Source organism: Actinacidiphila oryziradicis, from assembly GCF_005047355.1.
Classification (GTDB): domain Bacteria; phylum Actinomycetota; class Actinomycetes; order Streptomycetales; family Streptomycetaceae; genus Actinacidiphila; species Actinacidiphila oryziradicis.
Map to the genome: position 1 here is coordinate 46141 of NZ_SUMC01000026.1, position 21802 is coordinate 67942.

At 68.4% G+C, this 21802-nt stretch carries 18 protein-coding genes; 11 read left to right on the forward strand and 7 right to left on the reverse strand.

What is annotated here, in order from left to right; all coding sequences use genetic code 11:
- Positions 1-2: 2 nt before the first annotated feature.
- From FCI23_RS25335 to FCI23_RS25345, 3 genes are read left to right on the forward strand one after another with little or no spacing between them, the layout of a single operon-like run.
- Positions 3-884, forward strand: a complete 882-nt coding sequence (locus tag FCI23_RS25335) for an SIS domain-containing protein (RefSeq protein WP_136726237.1) — start codon at positions 3-5, stop codon at positions 882-884.
- Positions 881-1285, forward strand: coding sequence for an ROK family protein (locus tag FCI23_RS25340; protein ID WP_136726238.1), 405 nt, complete (start codon positions 881-883; stop codon positions 1283-1285). Before FCI23_RS25335 ends, FCI23_RS25340 begins: the two co-directional genes overlap by 4 nt.
- Before the next feature lie 15 nt (positions 1286-1300).
- A complete protein-coding gene (locus tag FCI23_RS25345; RefSeq protein ID WP_136726239.1) occupies positions 1301-2155 on the forward strand; it encodes a class II fructose-bisphosphate aldolase in 855 nt (284 codons plus the stop codon).
- 17 nt (positions 2156-2172) lie between these two features.
- Here the strand turns inward: FCI23_RS25345 and FCI23_RS25350 are convergent, their stop codons facing one another.
- Positions 2173-3207: a hypothetical protein gene (locus FCI23_RS25350; protein WP_246143986.1), complete on the reverse strand. Its 1035-nt coding sequence runs from the start codon at positions 3205-3207 to the stop codon at positions 2173-2175.
- Between the two features lie 240 nt (positions 3208-3447).
- Here FCI23_RS25350 and FCI23_RS64625 point away from each other — a divergent pair, with 240 nt between their 5' ends.
- Positions 3448-4212, forward strand: a complete 765-nt coding sequence (locus FCI23_RS64625; RefSeq protein WP_246143974.1) for a transposase family protein — start codon at positions 3448-3450, stop codon at positions 4210-4212.
- Here the strand turns inward: FCI23_RS64625 and FCI23_RS25360 are convergent.
- Positions 4209-5090 (reverse strand): AraC family transcriptional regulator, encoded by an 882-nt coding sequence (locus tag FCI23_RS25360; RefSeq protein ID WP_136726240.1) that lies wholly within the window; start codon positions 5088-5090, stop codon positions 4209-4211. The two genes, FCI23_RS64625 and FCI23_RS25360, sit on opposite strands and share 4 nt — an antisense overlap.
- Before the next feature lie 88 nt (positions 5091-5178).
- Between FCI23_RS25360 and FCI23_RS25365 the strand changes: the two genes are divergently transcribed.
- Positions 5179-6186: an aldo/keto reductase gene (locus tag FCI23_RS25365; protein WP_136726241.1), complete on the forward strand. Its 1008-nt coding sequence runs from the start codon at positions 5179-5181 to the stop codon at positions 6184-6186.
- Positions 6187-6407: 221 nt separating this feature from the next.
- On the opposite strand, the gene FCI23_RS60060 is transcribed toward FCI23_RS25365, so the two are convergent.
- Entirely contained in the window at positions 6408-7724 is a 1317-nt protein-coding gene (locus FCI23_RS60060) for an ice-binding family protein (protein ID WP_136726242.1), read from the reverse strand.
- Between the two features lie 502 nt (positions 7725-8226).
- Here FCI23_RS60060 and FCI23_RS25375 point away from each other — a divergent pair.
- Positions 8227-9390, forward strand: coding sequence for an FAD-dependent oxidoreductase (locus tag FCI23_RS25375; RefSeq protein WP_136726243.1), 1164 nt, complete (start codon positions 8227-8229; stop codon positions 9388-9390).
- A 17-nt stretch (positions 9391-9407) separates the two neighbouring features.
- Here the strand turns inward: FCI23_RS25375 and FCI23_RS25380 are convergent, their stop codons facing one another.
- Genes FCI23_RS25380 through FCI23_RS25390 form a run of 3 tightly spaced genes read right to left on the reverse strand, consistent with a single transcriptional unit; the run spans position 9408 to position 13258 of the window.
- Complete coding sequence (locus FCI23_RS25380; protein ID WP_136726244.1) at positions 9408-10691, reverse strand: sugar ABC transporter permease; 1284 nt, start codon at positions 10689-10691, stop codon at positions 9408-9410.
- A 16-nt stretch (positions 10692-10707) separates the two neighbouring features.
- Positions 10708-12222, reverse strand: coding sequence for a sugar ABC transporter ATP-binding protein (locus tag FCI23_RS25385; protein WP_136726245.1), 1515 nt, complete (start codon positions 12220-12222; stop codon positions 10708-10710).
- A gap of 43 nt (positions 12223-12265) precedes the next feature.
- A complete protein-coding gene (locus FCI23_RS25390; RefSeq protein WP_246143984.1) occupies positions 12266-13258 on the reverse strand; it encodes a sugar ABC transporter substrate-binding protein in 993 nt (330 codons plus the stop codon).
- Positions 13259-13742: 484 nt separating this feature from the next.
- Between FCI23_RS25390 and FCI23_RS25395 the strand changes: the two genes are divergently transcribed.
- Positions 13743-16736: a right-handed parallel beta-helix repeat-containing protein gene (locus FCI23_RS25395; protein WP_169316939.1), complete on the forward strand. Its 2994-nt coding sequence runs from the start codon at positions 13743-13745 to the stop codon at positions 16734-16736.
- Between the two features lie 75 nt (positions 16737-16811).
- Here FCI23_RS25395 and FCI23_RS25400 read toward each other — a convergent pair whose 3' ends face one another.
- Entirely contained in the window at positions 16812-17489 is a 678-nt protein-coding gene (locus FCI23_RS25400; RefSeq protein WP_169316940.1) for a GntR family transcriptional regulator, read from the reverse strand.
- Between the two features lie 132 nt (positions 17490-17621).
- Here FCI23_RS25400 and FCI23_RS25405 point away from each other — a divergent pair, with 132 nt between their 5' ends.
- From FCI23_RS25405 to FCI23_RS25420, 4 genes are all read left to right on the forward strand, one after another.
- Complete coding sequence (locus tag FCI23_RS25405) at positions 17622-19394, forward strand: CocE/NonD family hydrolase (protein ID WP_136726249.1); 1773 nt, start codon at positions 17622-17624, stop codon at positions 19392-19394.
- A gap of 2 nt (positions 19395-19396) precedes the next feature.
- Entirely contained in the window at positions 19397-20503 is a 1107-nt protein-coding gene (locus FCI23_RS25410; protein ID WP_136726250.1) for a mandelate racemase/muconate lactonizing enzyme family protein, read from the forward strand.
- A 61-nt stretch (positions 20504-20564) separates the two neighbouring features.
- Positions 20565-20945 (forward strand): L-rhamnose mutarotase, encoded by a 381-nt coding sequence (locus FCI23_RS25415; protein ID WP_136726251.1) that lies wholly within the window; start codon positions 20565-20567, stop codon positions 20943-20945.
- The gene (locus FCI23_RS25420) at positions 20938-21801 is read left to right on the forward strand and encodes an amidohydrolase family protein (protein WP_246143975.1); all 864 of its coding nucleotides are present in this window, start codon (positions 20938-20940) and stop codon (positions 21799-21801) included. Before FCI23_RS25415 ends, FCI23_RS25420 begins: the two co-directional genes overlap by 8 nt.
- The last annotated feature ends 1 nt before the right edge of the window (position 21802 follow it).

The window sequence follows — 21802 nt, forward strand, 5'->3', positions numbered from 1 at the left end:
GCATGTCGTTCATCGGCGAGGAAATCGCCCGCCAGCCGCACGCCTGGCGCAAGGCCGCGACCGTCGCCACCGCAGCGGGCACCGGGCTGCCGGAGCGCGGGGAGCGGGTCGCCGTCGTCGGCTGCGGCACGTCCTGGTTCATGGCCGAGGCCTACGCGGCGCTGCGCGAACAGCGCCGGTTCGGCGAGACCGATGTCTTCACCGCCTCGGAGTTTCCCCACGAGCGCGGCTACGACCGCCTCGTCGCGATCTCGCGCTCCGGAACCACGACCGAGGTCCTGGAACTGCTCGACCGCCTGCGCGGCCGTTGCCCCACCGTCGCGCTGACCGCAGACACCGCCACCCCGATCGTCGGGGCCGCGGACCACATCGTGGACCTCGGCTTCGCCGATGAACGCTCCGTCGTACAGACCCTGTTCGCGACGACCGCGCTCGCGACGCTGCGGACGACCCTCGGCGAGCCGGTCGAAGCGCTGGCCGACGCCCTGGAAACCGTACTGGCCGAGCCGCTGCCCGAGGAGTGGGTCACGGCCGGGCAGATCACCTTCCTGGGCCGCGGCTGGGCCCACGGGATCGCCCGCGAGGCCGCGCTGAAGATGCGCGAGGCCACCCAGGGCTGGACCGAGGCCTACCCCAGCATGGAGTACCGGCACGGGCCGATCTCCATCGCCGCCCCAGGACGCCTCGTATGGCACTTCGGACCCGACAGCGACCACCTGCGCGACGACGTCACACCGACCGGTGCGCTGTTCGTCGACCATGCCGAGGACCCGCAGGTCGATCTTGTGCGGGTCCAGCGGCTCGCCGCCGCGACAGCGGCCCGCAAGGGCCTGGACCCCGACCGCCCCCGCAACCTCACCCGTTCCGTTGTGCTGAGCTCATGACTCCCTACGTCGTGGGCGTCGACGTCGGCGGCACCTCGATCAAGTCGGCGCTGCTCAGCACCGGGCTCGACGTCCTGTACGAGCAGCGGCGGCCGACGGGCGGCGGCGAGGGCCCGCGGACGGTCGTCGCCAATCTGCTCGCCGCGCGCCTCATCATCGACGAGGGACACCTCCGCTACGGCGCCGACCCGCTCGCCTTAGGGGTGGCCACCCTCGGTCTGGTCGACGAGGCCGGGGGCATCGCCCGGGAGTCCGCCGCGGTCGGCTGGCGCGATGTGCCACTGGGGGCGCTGCTGCGGGACGTCAGCCCGGCACCCGTCGCGATCGGCCACGATCTGCGGGCCGGGGCGCTGGCCCGCACCGTCACCGTCACCGCCGTCCAGTCCGCGCCCATCCACTGACAGGAGCGTTCCGCCGTGCTGAGCACCACCACCGACCTGATCGCCGAGGCCCGCGCCGCAGGCACCGGCATCGCGGCCTTCAACGTCATCACCCTCGAACACATCGAGGCCGTCGCCGCCGGGGCTGAGATCACCGCACTGCCCGCCATCGTGCAGATCAGCCACAACGCCGTCCGCTACCACCACGATGTGATGCCGCTGGCAGCCGCGGCGGTCGCGATCGCGGAGGCGAGCCCCGCGCGGCTCTCGCTGCACCTCGATCACGTCGAGGACACCGGTCTGCTGCACCGCACCGCCGCGTGCGGCGCCAGTTCCGTGATGTTCGACGCCTCGCGTCTGCCGGACGAGCAGAACATCGCCGCCACCCGCGCCGCCGCCGACTGGGCCCACCGCAACGGGGTGTTCATTGAGGCCGAACTCGGCGAGATCGGCGGCAAGGGCTCCGCCCACACCCCCGGCGTACGCACCGACCCCGCCCAGGCCGCCCGGTTCGTCGCCGAGACCGGGGTCGACGCCCTCGCCGTCGCGGTCGGCAGCAGCCACGCCATGCTCACCCGGACCGCCCGGCTCGACCTCGAACTCATCACCCGGCTCCGCGACGCGGTGCCCGTCCCGCTGGTCCTGCACGGATCGTCCGGTATCCCGCACCCGGCACTGCGCGACGCCGTCACCCACGGCATGACCAAGGTCAACATCGGGACGCTGCTCAACATCGCCTTCACCGACTCGATCCGGTCCTCGCTGAGCGAGGATCCCGCGACCGTCGACCCCCGCCGCTATCTCGCACCGGCCCGCGAGGCAGCCGCCGACGCGGTCGCGGACTGCCTGAAGGCCATCAACACCTCCGGGATCAGCGGTCCGACGCAGTAGCCCGCGTCCCGGACCGTTTACTCAACCAGCCAGGAGGATTCCATGAAGATCCCACGTTCGCGCTGGAGACGTCTCGCCGCCGCCGCCATCACCGGCGCGCTGATGCTGCTCGTTCGCGATGCCATTGCCGCCACGATCGCCCGACTTCCCGGGCACCTGCGCAGGTCGCTGACCTGGGACCAGGGAGCGGAGATGGCCCAGCACGCGCGGGCGGCGGCGTCGCGACGCCGGACCAGGTCGACCTTGTGCCACAGGTCCGGGTCGGACAGGTAGTGCGCCAGATACGGCCAGCGGCCAGTGCCCTGGGGCAGCCGGACCGGCAGGACCAGGTCCCCGTCGCGGCTGCCCGGGCCGCCGGCGAAGACCACGGTCAGTGCTCCGGTGTGGTCGAACCAGGTCGCCGCCCGGGTGCGGGGACGTCCCTTCTGGTCGGAGGTGCCGGTGGCGATCCGGCCGGTGGGGCGGGGCGGGGCGGGCGTCTTGCGGGGCTGGGCCAGCACGCTGGTGCCCGGGGGGAGGGTGGCGGCCTGTGCGGGGGTGGTGACATGTTCGGGCAGTGCGGGGTGGCGGTAGGTGTTCAGGTGGCCGGTGAGGGTGCCGTGCAGGCGGAAGGTCTCCCATTTGCGGTCGGTGGTGTGGGAGCGGGCCCGGCCGGGGATCCGGGTGTACTCCCACCAGGACCCGGTTTTCGGGCGTCCGGCCCGCCGTCCGGAAGCGTCGGGGGACAGGTGCCGGGCCACCCCGGCCCACACCTCATCGGCCTGGTGCATCGCCAACGCCTTGCTCACGTGGTCGCCCAGCCAGCGTGAGCGTTCCACATGCGCGTATGCACGGTGCTCCAGCCCGGTGCGGGAGAGTCCGAGTTCGGCCCGCCATGCCTTCGGGTCGCTCTCGCGACGCACCTCCCCGGCCCAGTAGGCATCCACCACCGCCCGCGCATCGCGTTGCAGGGCCCGTTTGACCTGCCACATCGCCGAGAACAGCAGCTCCACACGGTGCCGGGCGGCCGGATCCTGCACGACCAGCGGCAGCCGGATCACCGACACCGCCACGTCCCTCTCCCGCTGCCACGGCTCGCCCCGGTTCGGCCCCCGGAACCGCCGACCCTCCCCAGGAGCAGGAGCAGGAGCAGACCGCTGCTGCGGCAGCATCACCTTCACCCCTCCTCCCAGACCAGCGTCAGGCATAACGCCGGGTTGTCAGTTCGGGTTACGGTCTGATGTAGGTCTCTTCGCCTGGCCTTCTGCTCCAGCGCCGAACTGCGGGCCTGGACCGGCCTGTCCGGCCCGCAGTTGAAGACGCTGATCACCCGGCTGTGGCACCGCCGCCCCGACCGGGGCCGGGGGCGCCCGTGGGCCCTGTCCTATGCCGACCGGGTCCTGCTGGTCGCCCTGGCCTACCGCACCAACCTGACTACGCTTCAGCTTGGCCTCCTGTTCGACATCTCCGACTCCGCCGTCCACCGCACCATCGCCGACTTCGCCCCCCACCTGGCCGCCCGGCTCGGCCCGCCACCCACCGACAAGCGCGAGTTGTGGCTGGTGGACGGCACGTTGATCCCCGTCCACGACAAGAAACGCACCGCGAAGTCAAAGAACTACCGGCGCAGCGTCAACACCGAGGTGGTGCGCCAGGCCCGCGACCGGCGCGTGGTCGCGGTCGGCAAGACGTGGCCCGGCAACCGCAACGACGTCGTGGTCTTCCGGGAGACCGTCGGCCAGACCCTGCCGCCCCACCCCCCCGTCTGTCCGGTGACGGCGGATACCGGGGCATCGACACCGTCCGTTCCCCTCGCCGCGGACCCGACGGGAAGATCATCAAGACCGGGCCCACCGCCGCTTCCGCAAACGCCGCGCGGTCGCAGAGCACACCCTCGCCCGGCTCAAGGACCACCAGATCCTCCGCCAGTGCCGACGCAAAGGCGACGGTATCGACCACGCCATCGCAGGCATCGCCGCGCTCCACAACCTGAAACTGGAGGTGGCCGCCTGAACGCATCACCGGGGCCAGGACTCCAGATCAACACGGATGACCAGGCATTACGGGATACCTCTTAGGCTCCCCGGGCGTTCGCCAGCCGGCCGCGCAGGCGGACCGCGTCCTGGGCGGGCGGTAGGCCGTAGGCGCTTCGGTACTCGCGGTTGAACTGTGTCGCGCTCGCGTACCCGACCGCTTCCGCGACCAGCGCCGCCGTGGTGTTGCCGGCGACCAACTGCCGCCGTGCCTCCTGCAGCCGCAGGTGTTTCTGGAACCGCAGCGGGCTCATACCGGTGGCGGTCTTGAAGTGCCGGTGCAGTGTGGCGGTGCTCATGTGTGCCACCGCCGCGATCATGTCGATGCTGAGCGGCTCGGTGTAGTGCTCGGAGATCCACGCGGCCGCCGTGCGTACCCGGGCCGCGCCGGAGTCGGCCAGCGCGAATTGGCGCAGGATCGGGCCGAGCGGACTGCCGAGCAGCCGGTAGAGGATCTCGCTTTCGATGCGGGCCGCCAGTGGGCGGATGTCGTCCGGGGTGTCGAGCAGCCCCACCCACCGGGTGACGGCGTCGATGAGTTCCGGCGTCATCGGCGCGGTGATCTGCCCGCCGGGACCAGGGAGCGTGCGCGGGTCTGTTCCGTCCAGTTCCAGCAGCAGGTCGGCGAGCGCCCGGCCGTCGAGTCGCAGCACCACCGATCGGTACGGCACTCGCTCGAACGTGACGGTGACCGGCACCACGAGCGAGTTGAGGAACATCTCACCGCGGCCGGTCACCCAGCTCCGGTCGCCCGCGATGGTGCGTTTGGCGCCGTCGGCGATGAAGCAGATCATCGGCTCGTACAACAGGTCGCAGGGCGCGACGAGCTCGTCGAGCGCGACCGGTATGAGGCGTGGCACCGCGCTCTCGGACCACAGGCCACTGCTGTGCCGGGCGATGGCCGCCGCGAGCTGGTCCAGCATGAAGCACTCCCTTGCTGAGAGGATTAGGCAATCCTATGCGGTCTCCGCCCCATGACCTCGCGGTGGGCGCACCCCTAGCGTTGACGGCATGACACAGCACGACAAGAACCTGCCGAAGCGCAAGCTCGGCACACAGGGCCTGCAGGTCGGGGCGATCGGCCTTGGCACGATGGGCATGACCATGGCATACGGCGCCGCCGACGAACCCGGCGGCATCGCCACCATCCGCCGGGCGTACGAACTGGGCGTCACCCTCTTCGACACCGCCGAGTTGTACGGCATGGGCACCGGCAGCAACGAGCAACTGCTCGGCCGTGCCGTGAAGGACTTCCGCCACGACATCGCGATCGCCACCAAGTTCGGCTTCGACCTGAGCGATCCGCAGAAAGTCGGGGCCGCGCTGGACAGCCGGCCGGAACACATCCGCGAGGTCACCGAGAACAGCCTGCGCCACCTCGGCACCGACCACATCGACGTGCTGTACCAGCACCGCGTCGACCCGGATGTGCCGATCGAGGACGTGGCGGGCACGGTCGGCGAGCTGATCGCCGAAGGAAAGGTGCGCTACTTCGGGCTCAGCGAGGCCGGCCCTGACATCATCCGGCGCGCCCACGCCGTCCACCCGGTGTCCGTGCTGCAGACCGAGTACTCGGTGTTCGAGCGCGCCGTGGAGGCCGAGGTGCTGCCGGTGGTGCGCGAGCTGGGTATCGGATTCGTGCCGTATTCGCCGCTGGGCCGCGGATTCCTCACCGGCACAGTGAAACCCGCCGCCGAGTACCCCGCGGACGACATGCGCAGTTGGGACGACCGCTGGCAGCCCGGCAACTACGAGAGGAACCTGGCCGCCATCCGCCGGCTGACCGCGCTCTCGGACACCAAGGGCATCGCGGCCACACAGCTGGCGCTGGCCTGGCTGCTGGCCCAGGGCGACGACATCGTGCCCATCCCGGGCACCCGCAGCCCGCAGCGGGTCGCCGAGAACGCCGCGGCGGCGCACGTCACGCTCACGCCGGAGGACCTCGCCCGCGTCCTGGAGATTCTGCCGCACGGCGCGGCCGGATCCCGCTACCCCGAGGCAATGATGCCGTCCTGGTGAGGCCCGGCCCCTGACACGGAACGGAGCGACGCCCCGGATGGCCGGCGTCGCGGGGACACGAGGTCCACGATCACCGGTACGGAGACAGCGGTGAACCGGCCATCAGCACGCGACGGCCGGTCCGGACATCGTTGCCCAGGTGTCTGCGAATCTGTCAGCAGGAGGCCGCGACGAACCCTCGCGGCCTCCTGCCGACGGCGTTGTATGCGGCGTGTGGACCTTCACCACGGGCGGGTGATCCCGTTCGTGTCCAGGGTTACGGAGCCGTCGCGGGCCAGGGCCTGGCCGTTGACCGTCGCGCCGGTGGTCAACGTGATCGATGTCTGGGCCAGGATCCTGCCTGCGAAGGCGGTAGCGGTGCCCACAGTGGCTGAACTTCCGATCAGCCAGATGACATTGCGGGCCGTGGCGCCATTGGTGAGGAGCACGCGGCTTGCGGTTGCCGTCGTCAGGGTCGATCCGATCTGGAAGATCCAGTCGGCGTTGCGGTCGCCCTGTGCATCCAGCGTGAGCGTGCCGGTGAGCCCGATGGAAGAGGCGGCGTTGTAGACGCCGGGAGTCAGCGTCAGGCCGCCGAGGTCTCCGGAGATGCTGGCGGTCGGGATCTGGGCGGCGGCCTTGTCGTATGTCGCGATCAGATCGGCTTGGGCCTGAAGGGCGTTCGCATCCGTGGTGTGGATGGTGCCGTTCACCTGGCCGGGCGGGAATCCGGTGATGGACACTCCCGGGCTCACTCCGAGGTCTCCGGTGACGCTTGAGGGGCCGGTGTTGGTCACCGACTGTCCACCCAGCACCGCGAAGCGTCCCAGGTAGGTATAGGCGCCCGAGGCGATAGTGGTGCCACCGAGAGTGGTGACGGAGACATCGGCCGAGCCGAGCGCTCCGGCTGGTACCACGGCGTCGATCTCGGTGTCCGAGGCGATCCGGTAGGAGATGGCAGGTGTGCCACCGAAGGCGACGCTGGTGGTGTAGGAGAACCCGGTGCCGGTGACGACGACAAGATTGCCGCCGTCGACCGCTCCTGAGTCGAGGGTGACAACGGTGATGGAAGGCGGGCCGAGGTAGATGTAGGTGACTCCGCCGGCGATTCCGCCCCTGGTGCGTACGGTGACCGTCACCGGGCCCGCGGAGGCCGCCGCGGGGACAGTCACGGTGAGCTGGCCGTCGGAGTCGACGGTGAATTCGGCTGCCCGCGTACCGAATCGGACCTCGCTCGTGGTGTAGAGGCCGAGGCCGGTGAGGATCACCGCGTTGCCACCTGCCAGAGGGCCAGCGGGGGGCGGGACAAGACGGAAGGCGGGCGCCGGCAGGTAGTAGAAGGTGCCGACTACTCCCGTTCCTCCGGGGGTTGTTACCGAGACCGGGACGGCGCCGTAGCCGGAGGGGGTGATGGTGGCGGTGGTGGTGTCGCTGACGACGGTGAAGCCGGCAGCTTGGCGGGAGCCGTAGCGCACGCCGATGGTGCCGGTGAAGTGGCTGCCGGTGAGGGTCACTGCGTCGCCCCCACCGGTGGAACCCTGGTTCGGTGAAACCGGCATAGGGGCGCTCCCTGAATCCATCGGGTCGACAGACGGGCGGGTCCCGGGCCGGCCCCTTCGCCGACGACCACAGCGATTCGACTATGTTAAGTACCCCACTGATAACAATTCGTGACAACAGTCGGGACCTCATGTCACCCGAAAGGGGGCCGCTGCGGTGGCCGGGGGCCTCGGGCTGTCAGGAGCGGCACCCAATCGCGTCACGAGGTCTTCTGGAGTGATTCCACGCGCAAAGCGCTGAGTATGCCGCGTCGCGAAAGGGATGTCCGAGGGCGCGGCCGCGAGAACGTCACAAGCCCCTGGTTCTGCGACGGGCATCGGCGTCACCGGGCTCTCCGCCAACCGCGCCGCTTCGGGCGCTGCCCGAGCCGGTCACCGATTCGGGCCGGCCTGGGCCGCGTCCTGGGCCGGGGCGGTTGTGGAACCCCGGACGTCGCTCGGGCGTTCGAGTCAGTACATGCGTGGCCGGCCGGGGCCGCGCGCGTACGGGCGGAGTGTGATCGTGGGGCGGATAGTCGTCATCGGGGGCGGGATCGCCGGCATGTCGGCAGCACTGGCCCTGCACAAGGCCGGGCTCGATGCCGCCGTGTTCGAGGCGCACCCCGACGGGGCCGAGGACATCGGCGCGTTCCTCACGCTCGCGAGCAACGGCATGCGAGCTCTCGCGCAGGTTGACGCCTCCGACGCGGTCACCGCGATCGGCTTCCCGCTGAGCACGATGCGTGTCCTGGACGATTCCGGCGCCGAGTTGGCGCATATGCCGCTCGGGGAGGCAGGCGACCCGCTCCTCCGGTACCGGTGCATGCGTCGCGGCGAGCTCAACGCCGCCCTGCAGGCAGCGGCGGCGCGCCGGGGCATCAGCGTCCGGCACGGCGCCCGGCTCGCATCCGTCGAGGACGGCCCGGGCGCCGTCACCGCACGCTTCACCGACGGCAGCACCGCGACCGGTGACCTGCTCATCGGCGCCGACGGGCTGAGCTCCACCGTCCGGCGGCCGATCGCCCCCGCCGCGCAGCCCTGTTACGCGGGACAACGGGTCTTCTACGGCTACACCACCGGCGCGACCCCGGCCGGGGGGCCCGAGTGCATCACCATGGTGCGTGGCAGCGCGGCCGCCTTCGGCTACACGGTGTCGCCTGCCGGGGAGACGTACTGGTTCGCGCGCGTCGCCGGTGAGCCGTTGGCGGCCAACGAGATCGCGGACGGCACGTCCGCGCGGTGGCGCGAACTGCTCGTATCGCTGCTGCGCAAGGACGCCACCCCGGCCGCGGACATCGTCGCGGCCACCGGCGACCGCATCATGGTCACCAACGCCACCGAGATGCCGCTCGGCACGCCGTGGCGCTCCCGGCGGGCGCTGCTCATCGGTGATGCGGCGCACGCGGCCTCCCCGGCGACCGGGCAGGGCGCCTCGATGGCGCTGGAGGACGCCGTCGTCCTCGCGAAGGCCCTGCGGGACGCGCCGGACACCGACACCGCACTGGCCCTCTACGAGGCGCTCCGCCGCCCGCGTGTGGAGCACAACATCACCGTCAGCGGCCAGGTCTCCCGGGGCGGTACCTCCCCGTCACGCACCGGCCGGGGGGCGCCCGCGCCCCGGCCCGGGGAGGACGAGCTGATCCGGCACCTGGAGTGGGACACCGGGATCTGGACGGTGACCAGCTAAGGGAGCTCGGTCGTAGGTCAATCGGACTGCGGCGCCGAGGTCATCTGCGGGGTGTTCGCCGCCGACTGGTCCTCCGGTACGGTGGCCGTGGCCGGTGGGAGCTCCGGCTCGGCCTTGCGTCGTCGGGCCAGGGCCGATGCGATGAGACCGCCGCCTCGAGCACTGGTGGCGGTATACATTGCCGCAGCCGCGACGAGCACGCTGCCCTGGACGACATTCTGGTAGTTCGAGCCTATGTTGAGGACGTTGAACCCATTGCTGAGGGTGAACAGAATCAGCGTGCCGATCACCGACTTCGTGACGTAGCCCGATCCGCCGAACAGTGAGGTCCCGCCCAGCACGGCGGCCGCGATGACGGTGAGTTCGCTACCGGTCAGCAGGGTGGGATCGACGGAGTTGAACTTGCCCGCGTAAAGGACACCGACGCCGGCGGCCACGAAGCCGTTCACGACGAAGGCAGTCATCTTGTAGCGATCGACATTGATTCCCGACAACCGGGCGGCTTCGGGATTGCCACCTACCGCGTAGATGTTTCTGCCGACGACCGTGTAGCGCAGCACCAGGCTGGTGATCACGGCCAGGACGATCATGATCCACACAGGCACGGTCTCATTCAGCAGCAGGGGCCGGAAGGCGCCGATGGCCAGGAAGGCGACACCGGCGCCAACCAGCATCACGTTGCCGGCGGTGAGCTGTCGCAGCCTCGTGCGAACCGTGAGCAGGACACCCGCGGCGATCAGCAGGATGCCGCCGACGATGGCGATGCCCTCCGGCATGGTCCACCTCGCGGTCTCGAACTTCTCGAACACCGTGTCCGTCGCGGTGATGCTCTGGCCATTGAGGACTGCCTGGACCACACCCCGGACCGCCGTGAGCGTGCCGAGCGTGACGATGAAGGCGTTGACGCCGACCTTCTGCACGAGGACGCCGTTGATCAGCCCGACCAGCACACCGGTGAGCAGAGCGGCGAGCAGGGCGATCAGCGCGCCGTAGTGATCGATCAACTTCAGCGCGACTGTGCCCGCCAATGCGGCGGTCGACCCGACGGACAGATCGAAGTTACCCGTGATCAGCACGACGGTCATGAAGATCGCGAGAATGCCGGTCAGTGACGCCTGATCGAGAATGTTGCTGACGTTGACACTGCTGAGATAACTGGGCCGTGACTGCACCGACGAGGTGATCGTCAGCGCGAGGACCAGAGCGACCAGCGCATACACCACGCCTGCGGAGCGGGGTGCCAGTGCACGGCGCCAGCCGCTGTTGCTGCGCCGGCGTGCCGTCGCGGTACCAGAGGTCATGAGATTCGTGCCTTTCCTACAGTCCGCTGGCCAAGGCGGTCAGCTCATGCAGATCGGTGTCGACCACGGGGCGTTCAGAGATGATCTGTCCACGCCGGACGACGAGGATGCGGTCACAAACGCCGAGGAGTTCCTCGAATTCGGACGAGACGATGACCACGCCCTTGCCGGCGCGGGCGAGCCTGCGGATGAGTTGGATGATGTCCGCTTTGGCACCGACGTCGACGCCCGCCGACGGCTCGTCGAGCAGGAACACCCGCGCGGGGCCGTAGAGCCACTTGGCGAACACGACTTTCTGGGCGTTGCCGCCACTGAGCTCACCGACCGGCGCTTCCGGGGACGGTGTCTTGATGTTCAGCTCCGCGATTGCCTGCTCGGTAATCTGCAGCTCGCGTCGGCGTTCGGGCAGGAGGCGTCGACGCGACATGCTCGACAAGTACGGCAGTGAGATGTTGCGCCAAGCCTCCCAATCCCGCAGCAGGCCTTGCCGGGCGCGGTCTTCCGGTACGAGCGCCAGGCCTGCCCTGACCGCGGCCCGCGGTGAACGGTGCCGGAGGCGATGCTCGCCGACCCGGACCGTGCCGGCCGCGGAACGGTCGGCGCCGTAGATCGCTTCGAGGAGCTCGGTGCGTCCGCTGCCGAGCAAGCCGGCCAGCCCAACCACCTCGCCGGCGTGCACGGTCAGGCTGATCGGGCCGAACCGGCCGGGCGAACTCAGACCGTCCACGACGAGCAGGGGTTCTCCCGTAGACCTGTCCGGGGCGCTGTTCTGTTGTTCGACCCTGGCCAGTCGTTGCCCGACGATGGCGGTCACCAATTCTTGCTTGGTCACGCCCGAGGTTTGAGCGTCGACGATGACCTGACCATCCCGTAGGACCGTCAGCTGATCGGTCAGGGCGAGGATCTCGTCGAGAAAATGCGACACATAGACGAACGTGGTGCCCTGGTCGCGCAGCCTGCGGATGGAACTGAACAGCACGTCCCGCTCGTGTGGCGACAACGCCGCCGTGGGTTCGTCGAGCAGCACCAGTTTCGCGTCACGCGCCAGTGCCTGCAGAATCGCGACCATCTGCTTGCCGCCGGTCGACAGTTCGCCGATGGTCTGGTGCGGATCGATGTCGTAGCCCATGCGTTCGCACAGTTCGCGCAGCTCACCTTCGCGCCGTGCGACATCCCACCTCATCGAGTCCTTGCGACCGAGGAAGATGTTGTCCAGAACCGACAAGGTCGATACCAGCGGGGTGTGCTGGTGTACCGCTGCCATGCCGGCGGCCAGCGCTTGGCTGGGGGTCGTCCAGGAGACCGGCTCACCCTGCCACGACACCGTCCCGCTGGTCGCGGTCTCGACGCCGGACATGATCCGGATGAGCGTGGATTTCCCGGCGCCATTGGCACCGATCAGGCCATGCACCGAGCCCGGACGGACCGCCAGTGAAACACCTCGCAACGCATGGGTGCCGCTGGAGTAGATCTTGTGCACGTCCGCGACAACGAGGACCGGCTCGCGCGGTCCGGCCGAGCTTTCAGCCATGAGGATCCTTCTTCGTGGTGTCAGTGCGCTTGCGGCGTCCGGGTCACCACTGCGGTGTGCAGGAGTTGACGTTGGCCGCGGTGATCCCAGGGCTGTCGTAGAAGTTGGTCTTCGGGGGGCCGGTCAGCTTGCCGGTCACGGAGTCGTACATCATCTGCACGGCCATCGCACCCTCGTCGGCGGGCTTGTAGCAGACCGTGCCGTACACAGCGCCGGACTTGATTGCCGCGATTCCGGCGGCCGACCCGCCCAGGCCGATGATCTTGGCCTTGGAGCCGGCCGACTTGACGGCGGTCGCGCAGCCCACTGCCATGTCATCGGACAGCGTGTAGAACAGCTTGATGTCCGGGGTGGCGGCGAGAATGTTCTGGCACGCCGACTGGCCCTTCTCTTTGGTCCAGTCACCGGGCTGGGTAGCGACGATCTTGTACTTCCCGGCGCCGGCCGCGGCCAGGGCTGCCTTGAACTTGGTGACCCGGGTCGTGTTCTCCACGAAGCCCGCCGACCCGCTGATCACCGCGACCTTTCCACCGTTGGGTACGGCCTTGATGGCCATCGCGCCCGCTGTCGCGCCCGCACCCAGCTCGTTCTCGTCGATGACGAACTTCAATTTCGCATAGGGCGTGTTCACGTCCTGGTTGGCGCCGACATAGCCGTGCGCCGTTCCGATCGGGATACCGGCAGCCGCGGCCTGATCGGCCAATGCCTGTGCCGGGCCGGGAGACAGCGGCACGAGGACGATTCCGTTGACCTTCTGCGCGATCAGATCCTGGACCTGGCTGGCCTGCTTGGCTTGGTCGCCCTGCGAGTCGAGGTCCACGATCTTGACTCCGAGCTGGGCAGCCTTCGCCTTGGCGCCCTTGGCCAGCGCTGCGGGGAAGGTGACCGATTCCTGCTGATTGGCCAGCCCGAAGGTGTAGGACGTCTTCCCAGTGGCCGACTGACTGGGGCTCTGTGAGGACGTCTTCTCGGAGCTGCAACCCGATAGCGCCGCCGTACACGCGAGGGTGGCGACGATCGCTGCTGTAGACATCATTGTCTTCACTTCTGTGCTCCTGTCTGAGCTGTGCATAGATGACAGACGGTTCCGCATCGCCGAGGAGGTGGCGTGCGACGGAGTTGATGCGCTCTGCAATTGGTAAGACGGCTGCCGACAGGCTGGGCACACCTTCGGGCCGCGCCTGCTCTCTTGTCTCAACCTGACGCGTCAATGGCGGAATCTTCACCGAGGGCTGCCGGGTGGACCCATGACACGGCTCTCCTCGGCTCGGGCCGTCGCTCGCATCGACGCGGACGGGTTTGTACGGATCCTTCGGCCTTGACGCGTTCTGGACTGCTAAATCGAAGATAATATAGGATCCTAGCCACCGCTGGCCGCCTAGTCCAGAGTGAAATGTGGAGAGCTGCGGTGCAGCCGCCGAAGGCGGCCAGGCGCGCGATACGGATCCCGAGTTCCTGTACCCACAGCACCGAAAGGCATGGTCGTGCTCCCACACCTCACCAGACCTCGTCGTCACCGATTGATTCCGAGCCTGAAAGCGCTCGCGATGCTGACCGTCGCCGCAGTGGCCGGCGGCTCGCTCGTCGGCGCATCCTCGCCCGCCGCCGGAGCCGGCTCGCCCGCTCCGACATACCTCTACGCATCGCCGACCGGCACCGCGACGGCGGGCTGCGGCATCTCGGCACCGTGCAGTCTGCCTGCGGCGCAGGCAGTGGTGCGTGGCCTCACGCCGTCCATGAACTCGGATATCGTCGTGCGGCTACGTGGCGGAACGTATCGACTGGGCGCCACATGGGCGTTCAGCGACGCCGACCACGATTCGGGGCGCAACGGCCACCGAGTCGTCTACGCCGCCTATCCAGGGGAAACGCCGCTGATCAGCGGCGCCAAGCAGCTGACCGGGTGGTCGTTGCACGATCCCGCGAAGAACATCTGGAGCGCGCCGGCTTCTGGTCTGAAGACCCGCGAACTCTACGTCAACGGAGTGCGCGCCCAACTGTCGCGCGGCCCGGCCAATCCGGGCGGTTGGGGCACCCCCACCTCCACCGGCCTGGTGGCACCGGACAGTGGCATGGCGTCCTGGCCGGACATCGTCGGAACCGAGGTGGTCAGCGAGAACGTCTGGGTGCACAAATCCTGCCCGGTCACCGCAGCCTCGGGGCGCGACATCACCCTGGCGCAGCCGTGTTACCGCAACACCCAAGTGCCCTACAACTTCAAGTCCGGTGCTGTCATCGGGCAGAACCCGTTCAACGTCTCGTGGGTACAGAACGCCTACGAACTGCTCACGACGCCCGGTCAGTTCTACCTCGATTCGAGCCACGGCACCATGTACTACGTGCCACGTCCGGGCGAAGACCTCGCCACGGCGGATGTCGAGGCGCCGGTGCTGCAGACGCTTGTGCAGGGATCCGGCACGGCGGCCTCGCCGCTGAGAGACATCAGTTTCTCGGGGCTCACCTTCGCCTATGCGACCTGGCTCGATCCAGCGCGCCCGACCGGATACGCCGAGGGCCAGGCCGGATGGCACATCACCGGGGACAACCTCACCGAGGTGCCGATGGAGGACCTCACGGGGACGCCTGGGGAGGTCCGGTTCGACCACGACAGCGGTCTCGAATTCGACAACGGCACGTTCACCCACCTCGGCGGGGTAGGACTCGAACTCGCGCCGGGCAGCAAGAACGCCGCAATCGTCGGCAATCGGTTCACCGACATCGGGAGCAACGCACTGCAGATCGGCAGCGTCGACACCGTTGACCGGCACCCGCCGGTGGCCGACGAGGTATCCGGAAACACGGTGCGGGACAACGTGATCACCTTCGCCGGGCAGGTCTACCGCAGTGCGGTCGGAGTGTTCCTCGGCTACACCACCGGCACCACCGTCACACACAATGCGATCGGCCAGTTGCCCTACACCGCGATCAGCGTGAACCTCGGCTGGGAAGGCACCACCTACAGCGGCGGCGCGACCATCACGTACAACGAGATCTTCCAGGACATGGGTGTACTCGATGACGGTGGCGCCCTCTACGCGCAACTGCCGATGACCTCGCCGTCGGTCATGAAGTACAACTACCTGCACGACGAGAAGACAACCGGCGGCGCACCGCTGTACCTCGACTCGACGGCAGGCAACTGGACGGCGCAGTACAACGTGCTGCAGACCGGGGAAAGCGCGTCCCGCAACATCCAGAACTGCTGCGGGGTCGCAGCGCAGCACAACACGGTCCAGTACAACTACAGCAATGCCTCGGGAGCCCCCCACGGCACCCCGGACCCGACGAACACGGTCACCGACAACTACGACAACCTCAGCGTGTTCCCGCCCGAGGCCAAGGCGATCATGGCGCAGGCAGGTCTCCAGCCGCAGTACGCGGATCTGCTCGGCCGGCGCAGCTACAACGACACCACAAGCACGATCAGCTACACGGGCGACGGCTGGAACTACTCCAGCGGGCGGGCACAGGGCGACCTCGGCGACGATGTCCACTACAGCTACGCCGCCGGCGCCACGGTGACGATACCGTTCACCGGAAGCGGGATTTCCTGGCTCGCCCAGCGCAGTGACCAAACCGGGCCGGTGGAGGTCTATATGGACGGAGCCGACCAGGGTCTGATCACCCCGCGGACCAGTGGCGCTCCGTATCCCGCACAGCAGGTCGACTACTCGGTCAGTGGCCTGGCCGCGGGCGATCACACGCTGCGGATTGTCAACCAGTCATCGCGGTTGATGACCGTCGACGGGTTCACGGTGTCCGCCTCGCGTCCGACGACGAACGACGACGCCAAAGCGGTCAGCTACAAGGGAAAGGGCTGGAAGCGGCTGACCACCTCCGGCGCGGGCGACTATGCGGACGACCTGCACACCACCGCTGCCGCGGATGCGTCGGTGTCGTTCCGCTTTGTCGGCAGCGGGGTTTCCTGGCTGGCACGGCGTGACGCGTCAAGCGGTCCGGTGCAGGTGTACCTCGACGGCCTCGACCAAGGCGTGGTCACGCCCAACGCCTCGACGGGGCCGTTCCCGGCGCAGCAGGTGGCGTACAGCCTGACCGGTCTGAGGCCGGGGCCGCACACGATCCAGATCGTGAACCGAACCGCGGCGTCGCTGAATGTCGATGCGTTCACCGTGGAACCCGGCCGGACGACGGTGGAGGACACCGCACCGTCCGTCGCCTATACGGGCTCGGGATGGACCGGCGCTGCCGCCGACCAAGGCGGCTGCGGCACCGATGTGCACTGCACATCTGCCGCCGGCGCAGCTGTCACGGTCACCATCACGGGCAGCGGAGTCTCGTGGGTCGCACCACGCCTGAGCGACACCGGCTCGGTGCGGGTCTTCATCGACGGCATCGACGAAGGTGAGCTGACTCCGGCCAAGGGCGCGGCAGCCCCATCGGCCCGGCAGGTGAACTACAGCGTGACGGGGCTGGTGCCGGGCGTGCACACCCTGAGGATCGTCAACGGTGGCGCCGGCCGGCTGGCGGTCGACGCCTTCACGGTGCTCGTCTAGGCCGTGTCCGGGCGGCGGGTCGAACCCGGACCCGCGCTGGTCAAAGGCGAGACGTTGTCAGCTGCCGTTGACCGATCACCGGTCAACGGCAGCCGACAGGCGCAGCTGCGACGCCGACAGGTGAGCGGCCATGGCCGCGGCGGCGGAATCGGCGTCCCGCCGGGACACGGCGTCAATTACCCGGCTGTGCTCGGCAATCGTGTCATCGCTGATTCCAACGGTGTAGTAGAGGCGGTAGAGCTGAGTATGCGGACGCAGCCGGGTCAGGACATCGACCATCAGGCCGACGCCGCTCGCCTCGGCGAGCGCCAGATGGAAGGCCGCATCCTGCGCCGCGAACGCGCGGTAGCTCTCGTAGCTGTCCCCGGTCACGGGTTCGCTCATCGCGGCGATCAGGTCCTCGATTGCCACGATCTGCTTCGCGTTCGCGGCCTGTGCCGCCCAGGAAGCACTCGCCGGTTCGAGAAGCATCCGCATCCGGAACAGCTCGTCGAAGGCCCGCGAATCGAGGCGCGGGGCCGCCGTGTAGCCGCGGTGCGGGCGCTTCACCACCAAACCGTCCGACTCGAGCCTGGCCAACGCCTCGCGAATCGGGGTCGCGGATACGTCCATGTCCCGCGACAGCGCATCGATCGACAGCCGCGCGCCGGGCTCCACCACATTGTCCATGAGCTTTACCTTGATCAACTCATAGACGCGGTCGGCCAGCACGGAGCGCACCGGGCCATCCGCTGTTGTCCAGATGGACGGCATCGCGGTGTCACCTCCAGTTGCACTCGGGCCCTCAACCATAAACACATAGTAGCTGATTCGGTGGTCTGACTGGTGTCATTCGGGCCGAGATTCATATATCCTATAGGAACATCGACGGGAGCAGCGATACAGATGGCTAACGAATCCGTGATCGTCGAACGCGACGTGTGGGTGCCGATGCGCGACGGGGTTCGGCTGCAGGCCGACATCTGGCGCCCGGCCCGGGCCGGGCAGTTCCCGGCGCTGTTGCAGCGGACCCCGTACAACCGAGCGGACTCGTTCGCGGTCGTGGTGAGCGCCGGCATCGAACCGCTCCGTGCCGTGGCAGCCGGATACGTGGTCGTCATCCAGGACACCCGGGGAAGGTTCGGCTCGGAGGGCGACTTCACACCGTTCTTCGACGAGGGCGACGACGGCGTCGACACCATCGAATGGCTCGCCGCGCAGCCGTACTGCAACGGCGACATCGGGATGTACGGGGCTTCGTACTATGCCGCGACTCAGTTGCTGGCAGCGGTCCGCCAACCTCCGGCGCTGAAGGCCATCGCGCCACAGGCCACAGCGTCGGACTATCACGACACCTGGACCTACTACGGCGGCGCGCTCGAACTCGGGTTCAGCCTCTACTGGGCGCTCGGACTGGCTGCCGCCGAGGCGGCACGACGCACCGCCGCGGGACAGGACGTCGCCGAGCTGTCCGCGGAGATCGGCCGGTTGCTGCGCGATCCCTGGCAGATGTATTCGGCACGCCCCTTGGCCGACATGGCGCCGCTGAAATCATTGCTGCCGGCCTGGGGCGACTGGCTCAGTCATCCCGATCGGGATGACTACTGGCGGCCGATCAGCATCGCCGACCGCTACGACCGGATCAAGGTTCCGGCGCTGCACATCGCCGGTTGGTTCGACCTGTTCCTGCGCGGCACGGTCGCCAACTACCGGGGCATGTCCGCTGCGGGCGGCGACGCGGACACCCGCCAACACCTGATCATCGGGCCATGGGCGCACGCCGTGCCCCATGACGCCCTGGGCGAGGTGTACTTCGCCGCCGACGCGGCAGCCGCCGCACTCGACATGACCGCCGTGCAACTCGACTGGTTCAGCTCGTTCCTGAAAGCCGACGCCCCCGCTCGCTCCACGGAAGCACCGGTCAAGGTCTTCGTGATGGGCAGCAACCGCTGGCGTGCGGAGGACAGCTGGCCACCGAAGCGTGCGGTGACGACCCGGCTGTACCTGGTACCCGCACCGGACGGCGCCGCACCGGGCTCCCTGCGCGGTGCACTGCCCGGCGATGACGAACGAGCCGCTGAGTTCGTCTTCGATCCGGCCGATCCGGTACCCACTGCCGGTGGCGCGACGTTCCTGCCGGGCGCCTATGTCGGTCTGCACGCTGGGCCACGGGACCAACGAACCGTCGAGGCGCGCCCGGACGTCCTGTCCTACACGACCGCGCCGCTCGAGGACGACCTCGAGATCGGCGGCGCGGTGAACGTCGTACTGCACGCCAGGACCTCGGCGACGGACACCGACTGGACGGCGAAACTCGTCGAGGTCCATCCCGACGGCCGCGCGCTCAGCATTTGTGACGGCATCGTCCGGGCCCGGTATCGGCACGGCACATCGCACGCCGAGCCAGTCACTCCGGGAGAGTGCCACGAGTACCGGATCGATCTCGGCTACACCAGCATCGTGATACCGGCAGGGCACGCGGTGCGAGTGGAGATCTCCAGTTCCAACTATCCCCGCTTCGACGTCAACCCCAATCACGGCGGTGCGATGGCGACCGCCACCCAAAGGAATCTCGTCAAGGCTCGTCAGACGATTCAGCATGCCGCATCCACACCGTCCTACCTGGAGCTGCAAGTGCTGCCGGCGGCCGGCGGACCGACCCGAGACACGGAGGCATAACTATGGCGCGCATTGTTCGGGCCGAGCTCACAATGGTTGACCTCAAACCGATGACGCAACGGACCGATGCGATCCAGTCCTTCGTCAGCCAGGAAACGCCGATCCTCACCCTGACCGACGACGAAGGCCACGTCGGCACCGGCTACACCTACACGATCGGTAGCGGAGGAAGTTCGATCGTCGCGCTGATGCGTGACCATCTGCTCCCGCGAGTGATCGGGATGGATACCGACACCCTCGAAGCCAACTGGCGGTCGCTGCTGTTCGGTATGCACGCACTGGCCGTCGGGCCGATCAGCTCGCTGGCACTCGCCGCGATCGATATAGCCTTCTGGGATCTGCGGTGCGTCCGGACCGGCATCCCGTTGCACCGAGCTGTCGGCGGTGCGCACGACCGGATGCCCGTCTACACAACAGAGGGCGGTTGGCTGCACCTGTCTGCCGAGCAGCTCGTCGACGACGCGGTCCGAATGCGGGAGCGTGGCTTTCAGGGCGCGAAGCTGAAGATCGGCAAGCCCCATCATACGGAGGATCGCGATCGGCTCAGCGCGGTACGCGCGGCGGTGGGGGACACCTTCCAGCTCATGGTCGACGCCAACCAGGGGCTGCGCCTCGATGACGCCGAGCGACGCAGCAGGACCTTGGCCGACCTGGACCTCGCCTGGATCGAAGAGCCGCTGGCGGCCGATGACATCGGGGCGCATGCCCGTTTGGCGGCTGCCTCGCCGGTGCCGATCGCGGTTGGTGAATCGCTCTACAGCGTCAGCCAGTTCAAGGATTACCTGCATGCCGGCGCCTGCTCGGTGGTTCAGGTCGATGTGGCCCGCATCGGCGGCATCACGCCCTGGCTCAAGGTCGCGCACCTGGCGGAGGCGTACAACGTTCCGGTCGCGCCCCACTTCCTGATGGAGTTGCACGTCGCGCTCGCTTGTGGCGTACCGAACGGCCAGTGGGTGGAGCACATCCCGCAACTCGAGACGATCACCAGCACACAGCTCGAAGTCCGGGACGGCTACGCCTATCCTTCGCCCGGTCCCGGAATCGGCATCGCCTGGGACTGGGACGCGATCCAGGCGAAGCAATTGGACAGCCCGATCCTGGTCTCATGAGCCGATCAGCCGGAACTGATCCGCACGGCGAACGGCAACAGCTACCGACAGGAGATGACATATGCGCCTCGCGCGTATCGGTGACACAGGCGGGGAACGTCCGGAGCAGCCGCTGAGCGTGCAGCGCTTCGCGTCGGTCATCAGGCTGCGCCCGGAGAAAGAGGCGGAGTACCGCGCGCTGCACGCCGACGCCTGGCCCGGCGTGCTCGCGAAGCTGCGAGAGGTGCACATCCGCAATTACTCGATCTACCTGCGCGACGGCATCCTGTTCTCCTATCTGGAGTACGACGGCGACGACTACGACGCCGACATGGCGGCGATGGCCGCGGACCCTGAGACAAAGCGCTGGTGGCAGCTCACCGATCCCTGCCAGCAGCCTGTCGACAGCGCCGCCGACGGGCAGCGGTGGGCGCCGATGGAGGAGGTGTTCCACCTTGACTGAGCTCCAACCGCAGGCGCGCATCGACGCGCATCACCACGTGTGGGACCTCGCTGTGCGCGACCAGCCCTGGACGGCAGACATCCCGGCGCTGCGTCGCACCTTCACCTTCGAAGAGCTGCGCCCGCAGCTGGCCGACGCGGGCATCAGCGCCACCGTGCTGGTGCAGACGATCACGGTTGCCGAGGAGACGCCGGAGTTCCTGGCGCTCGCCGAGGAGTCGCCGGAAATCAGGGGAGTGGTGGGCTGGGTCGATCTCACCGCCGCCGACATCGCCGATCGGCTCGCCGAGTTGAATGACGGGACGAACGCCCGTTGGCTGGTCGGTATCCGGCATCAGGTGCAGGGCGAACCCGACCCGGAGTGGTTGCTGCGCCCGGACGTCCTGCATGGTCTGCGTGCCGTGGCCGACGCCGGACTCGCCTTCGACCTGCTTGTCACCGAGTCCCAACTGCCGGCCGCCATCGGCGCGGCGCGCCAGGTTCCCGAGCTGCGCTGCGTCCTCGATCACGGCGGCAAACCGCTGATCGCCGCCGGTGAGACCGAGCCGTGGCGGCAGCACATCACCGAACTCGCGCAACTGCCCAACGTCGCGGTCAAGCTGTCCGGACTGCTCACCGAGGCCGCACCCGACTGGACGCTCGACACCTTTCAGCCCTACGCCGAACACCTGCTCGCCGCGTTCGGCGCGCAGCGCACCATGTTCGGCTCGGACTGGCCGGTCTCCACACTTCGCGCCGATTACGTCGACGTCGTCACGGTCACGAGCGAGCTGCTCGCCGGCTGCTCCGAAGCCGAGACTGCCGCCGTCTTCGGCTCGAGCGCCGCATCCTGGTACCGGCTCGACGGGAGACGATGAC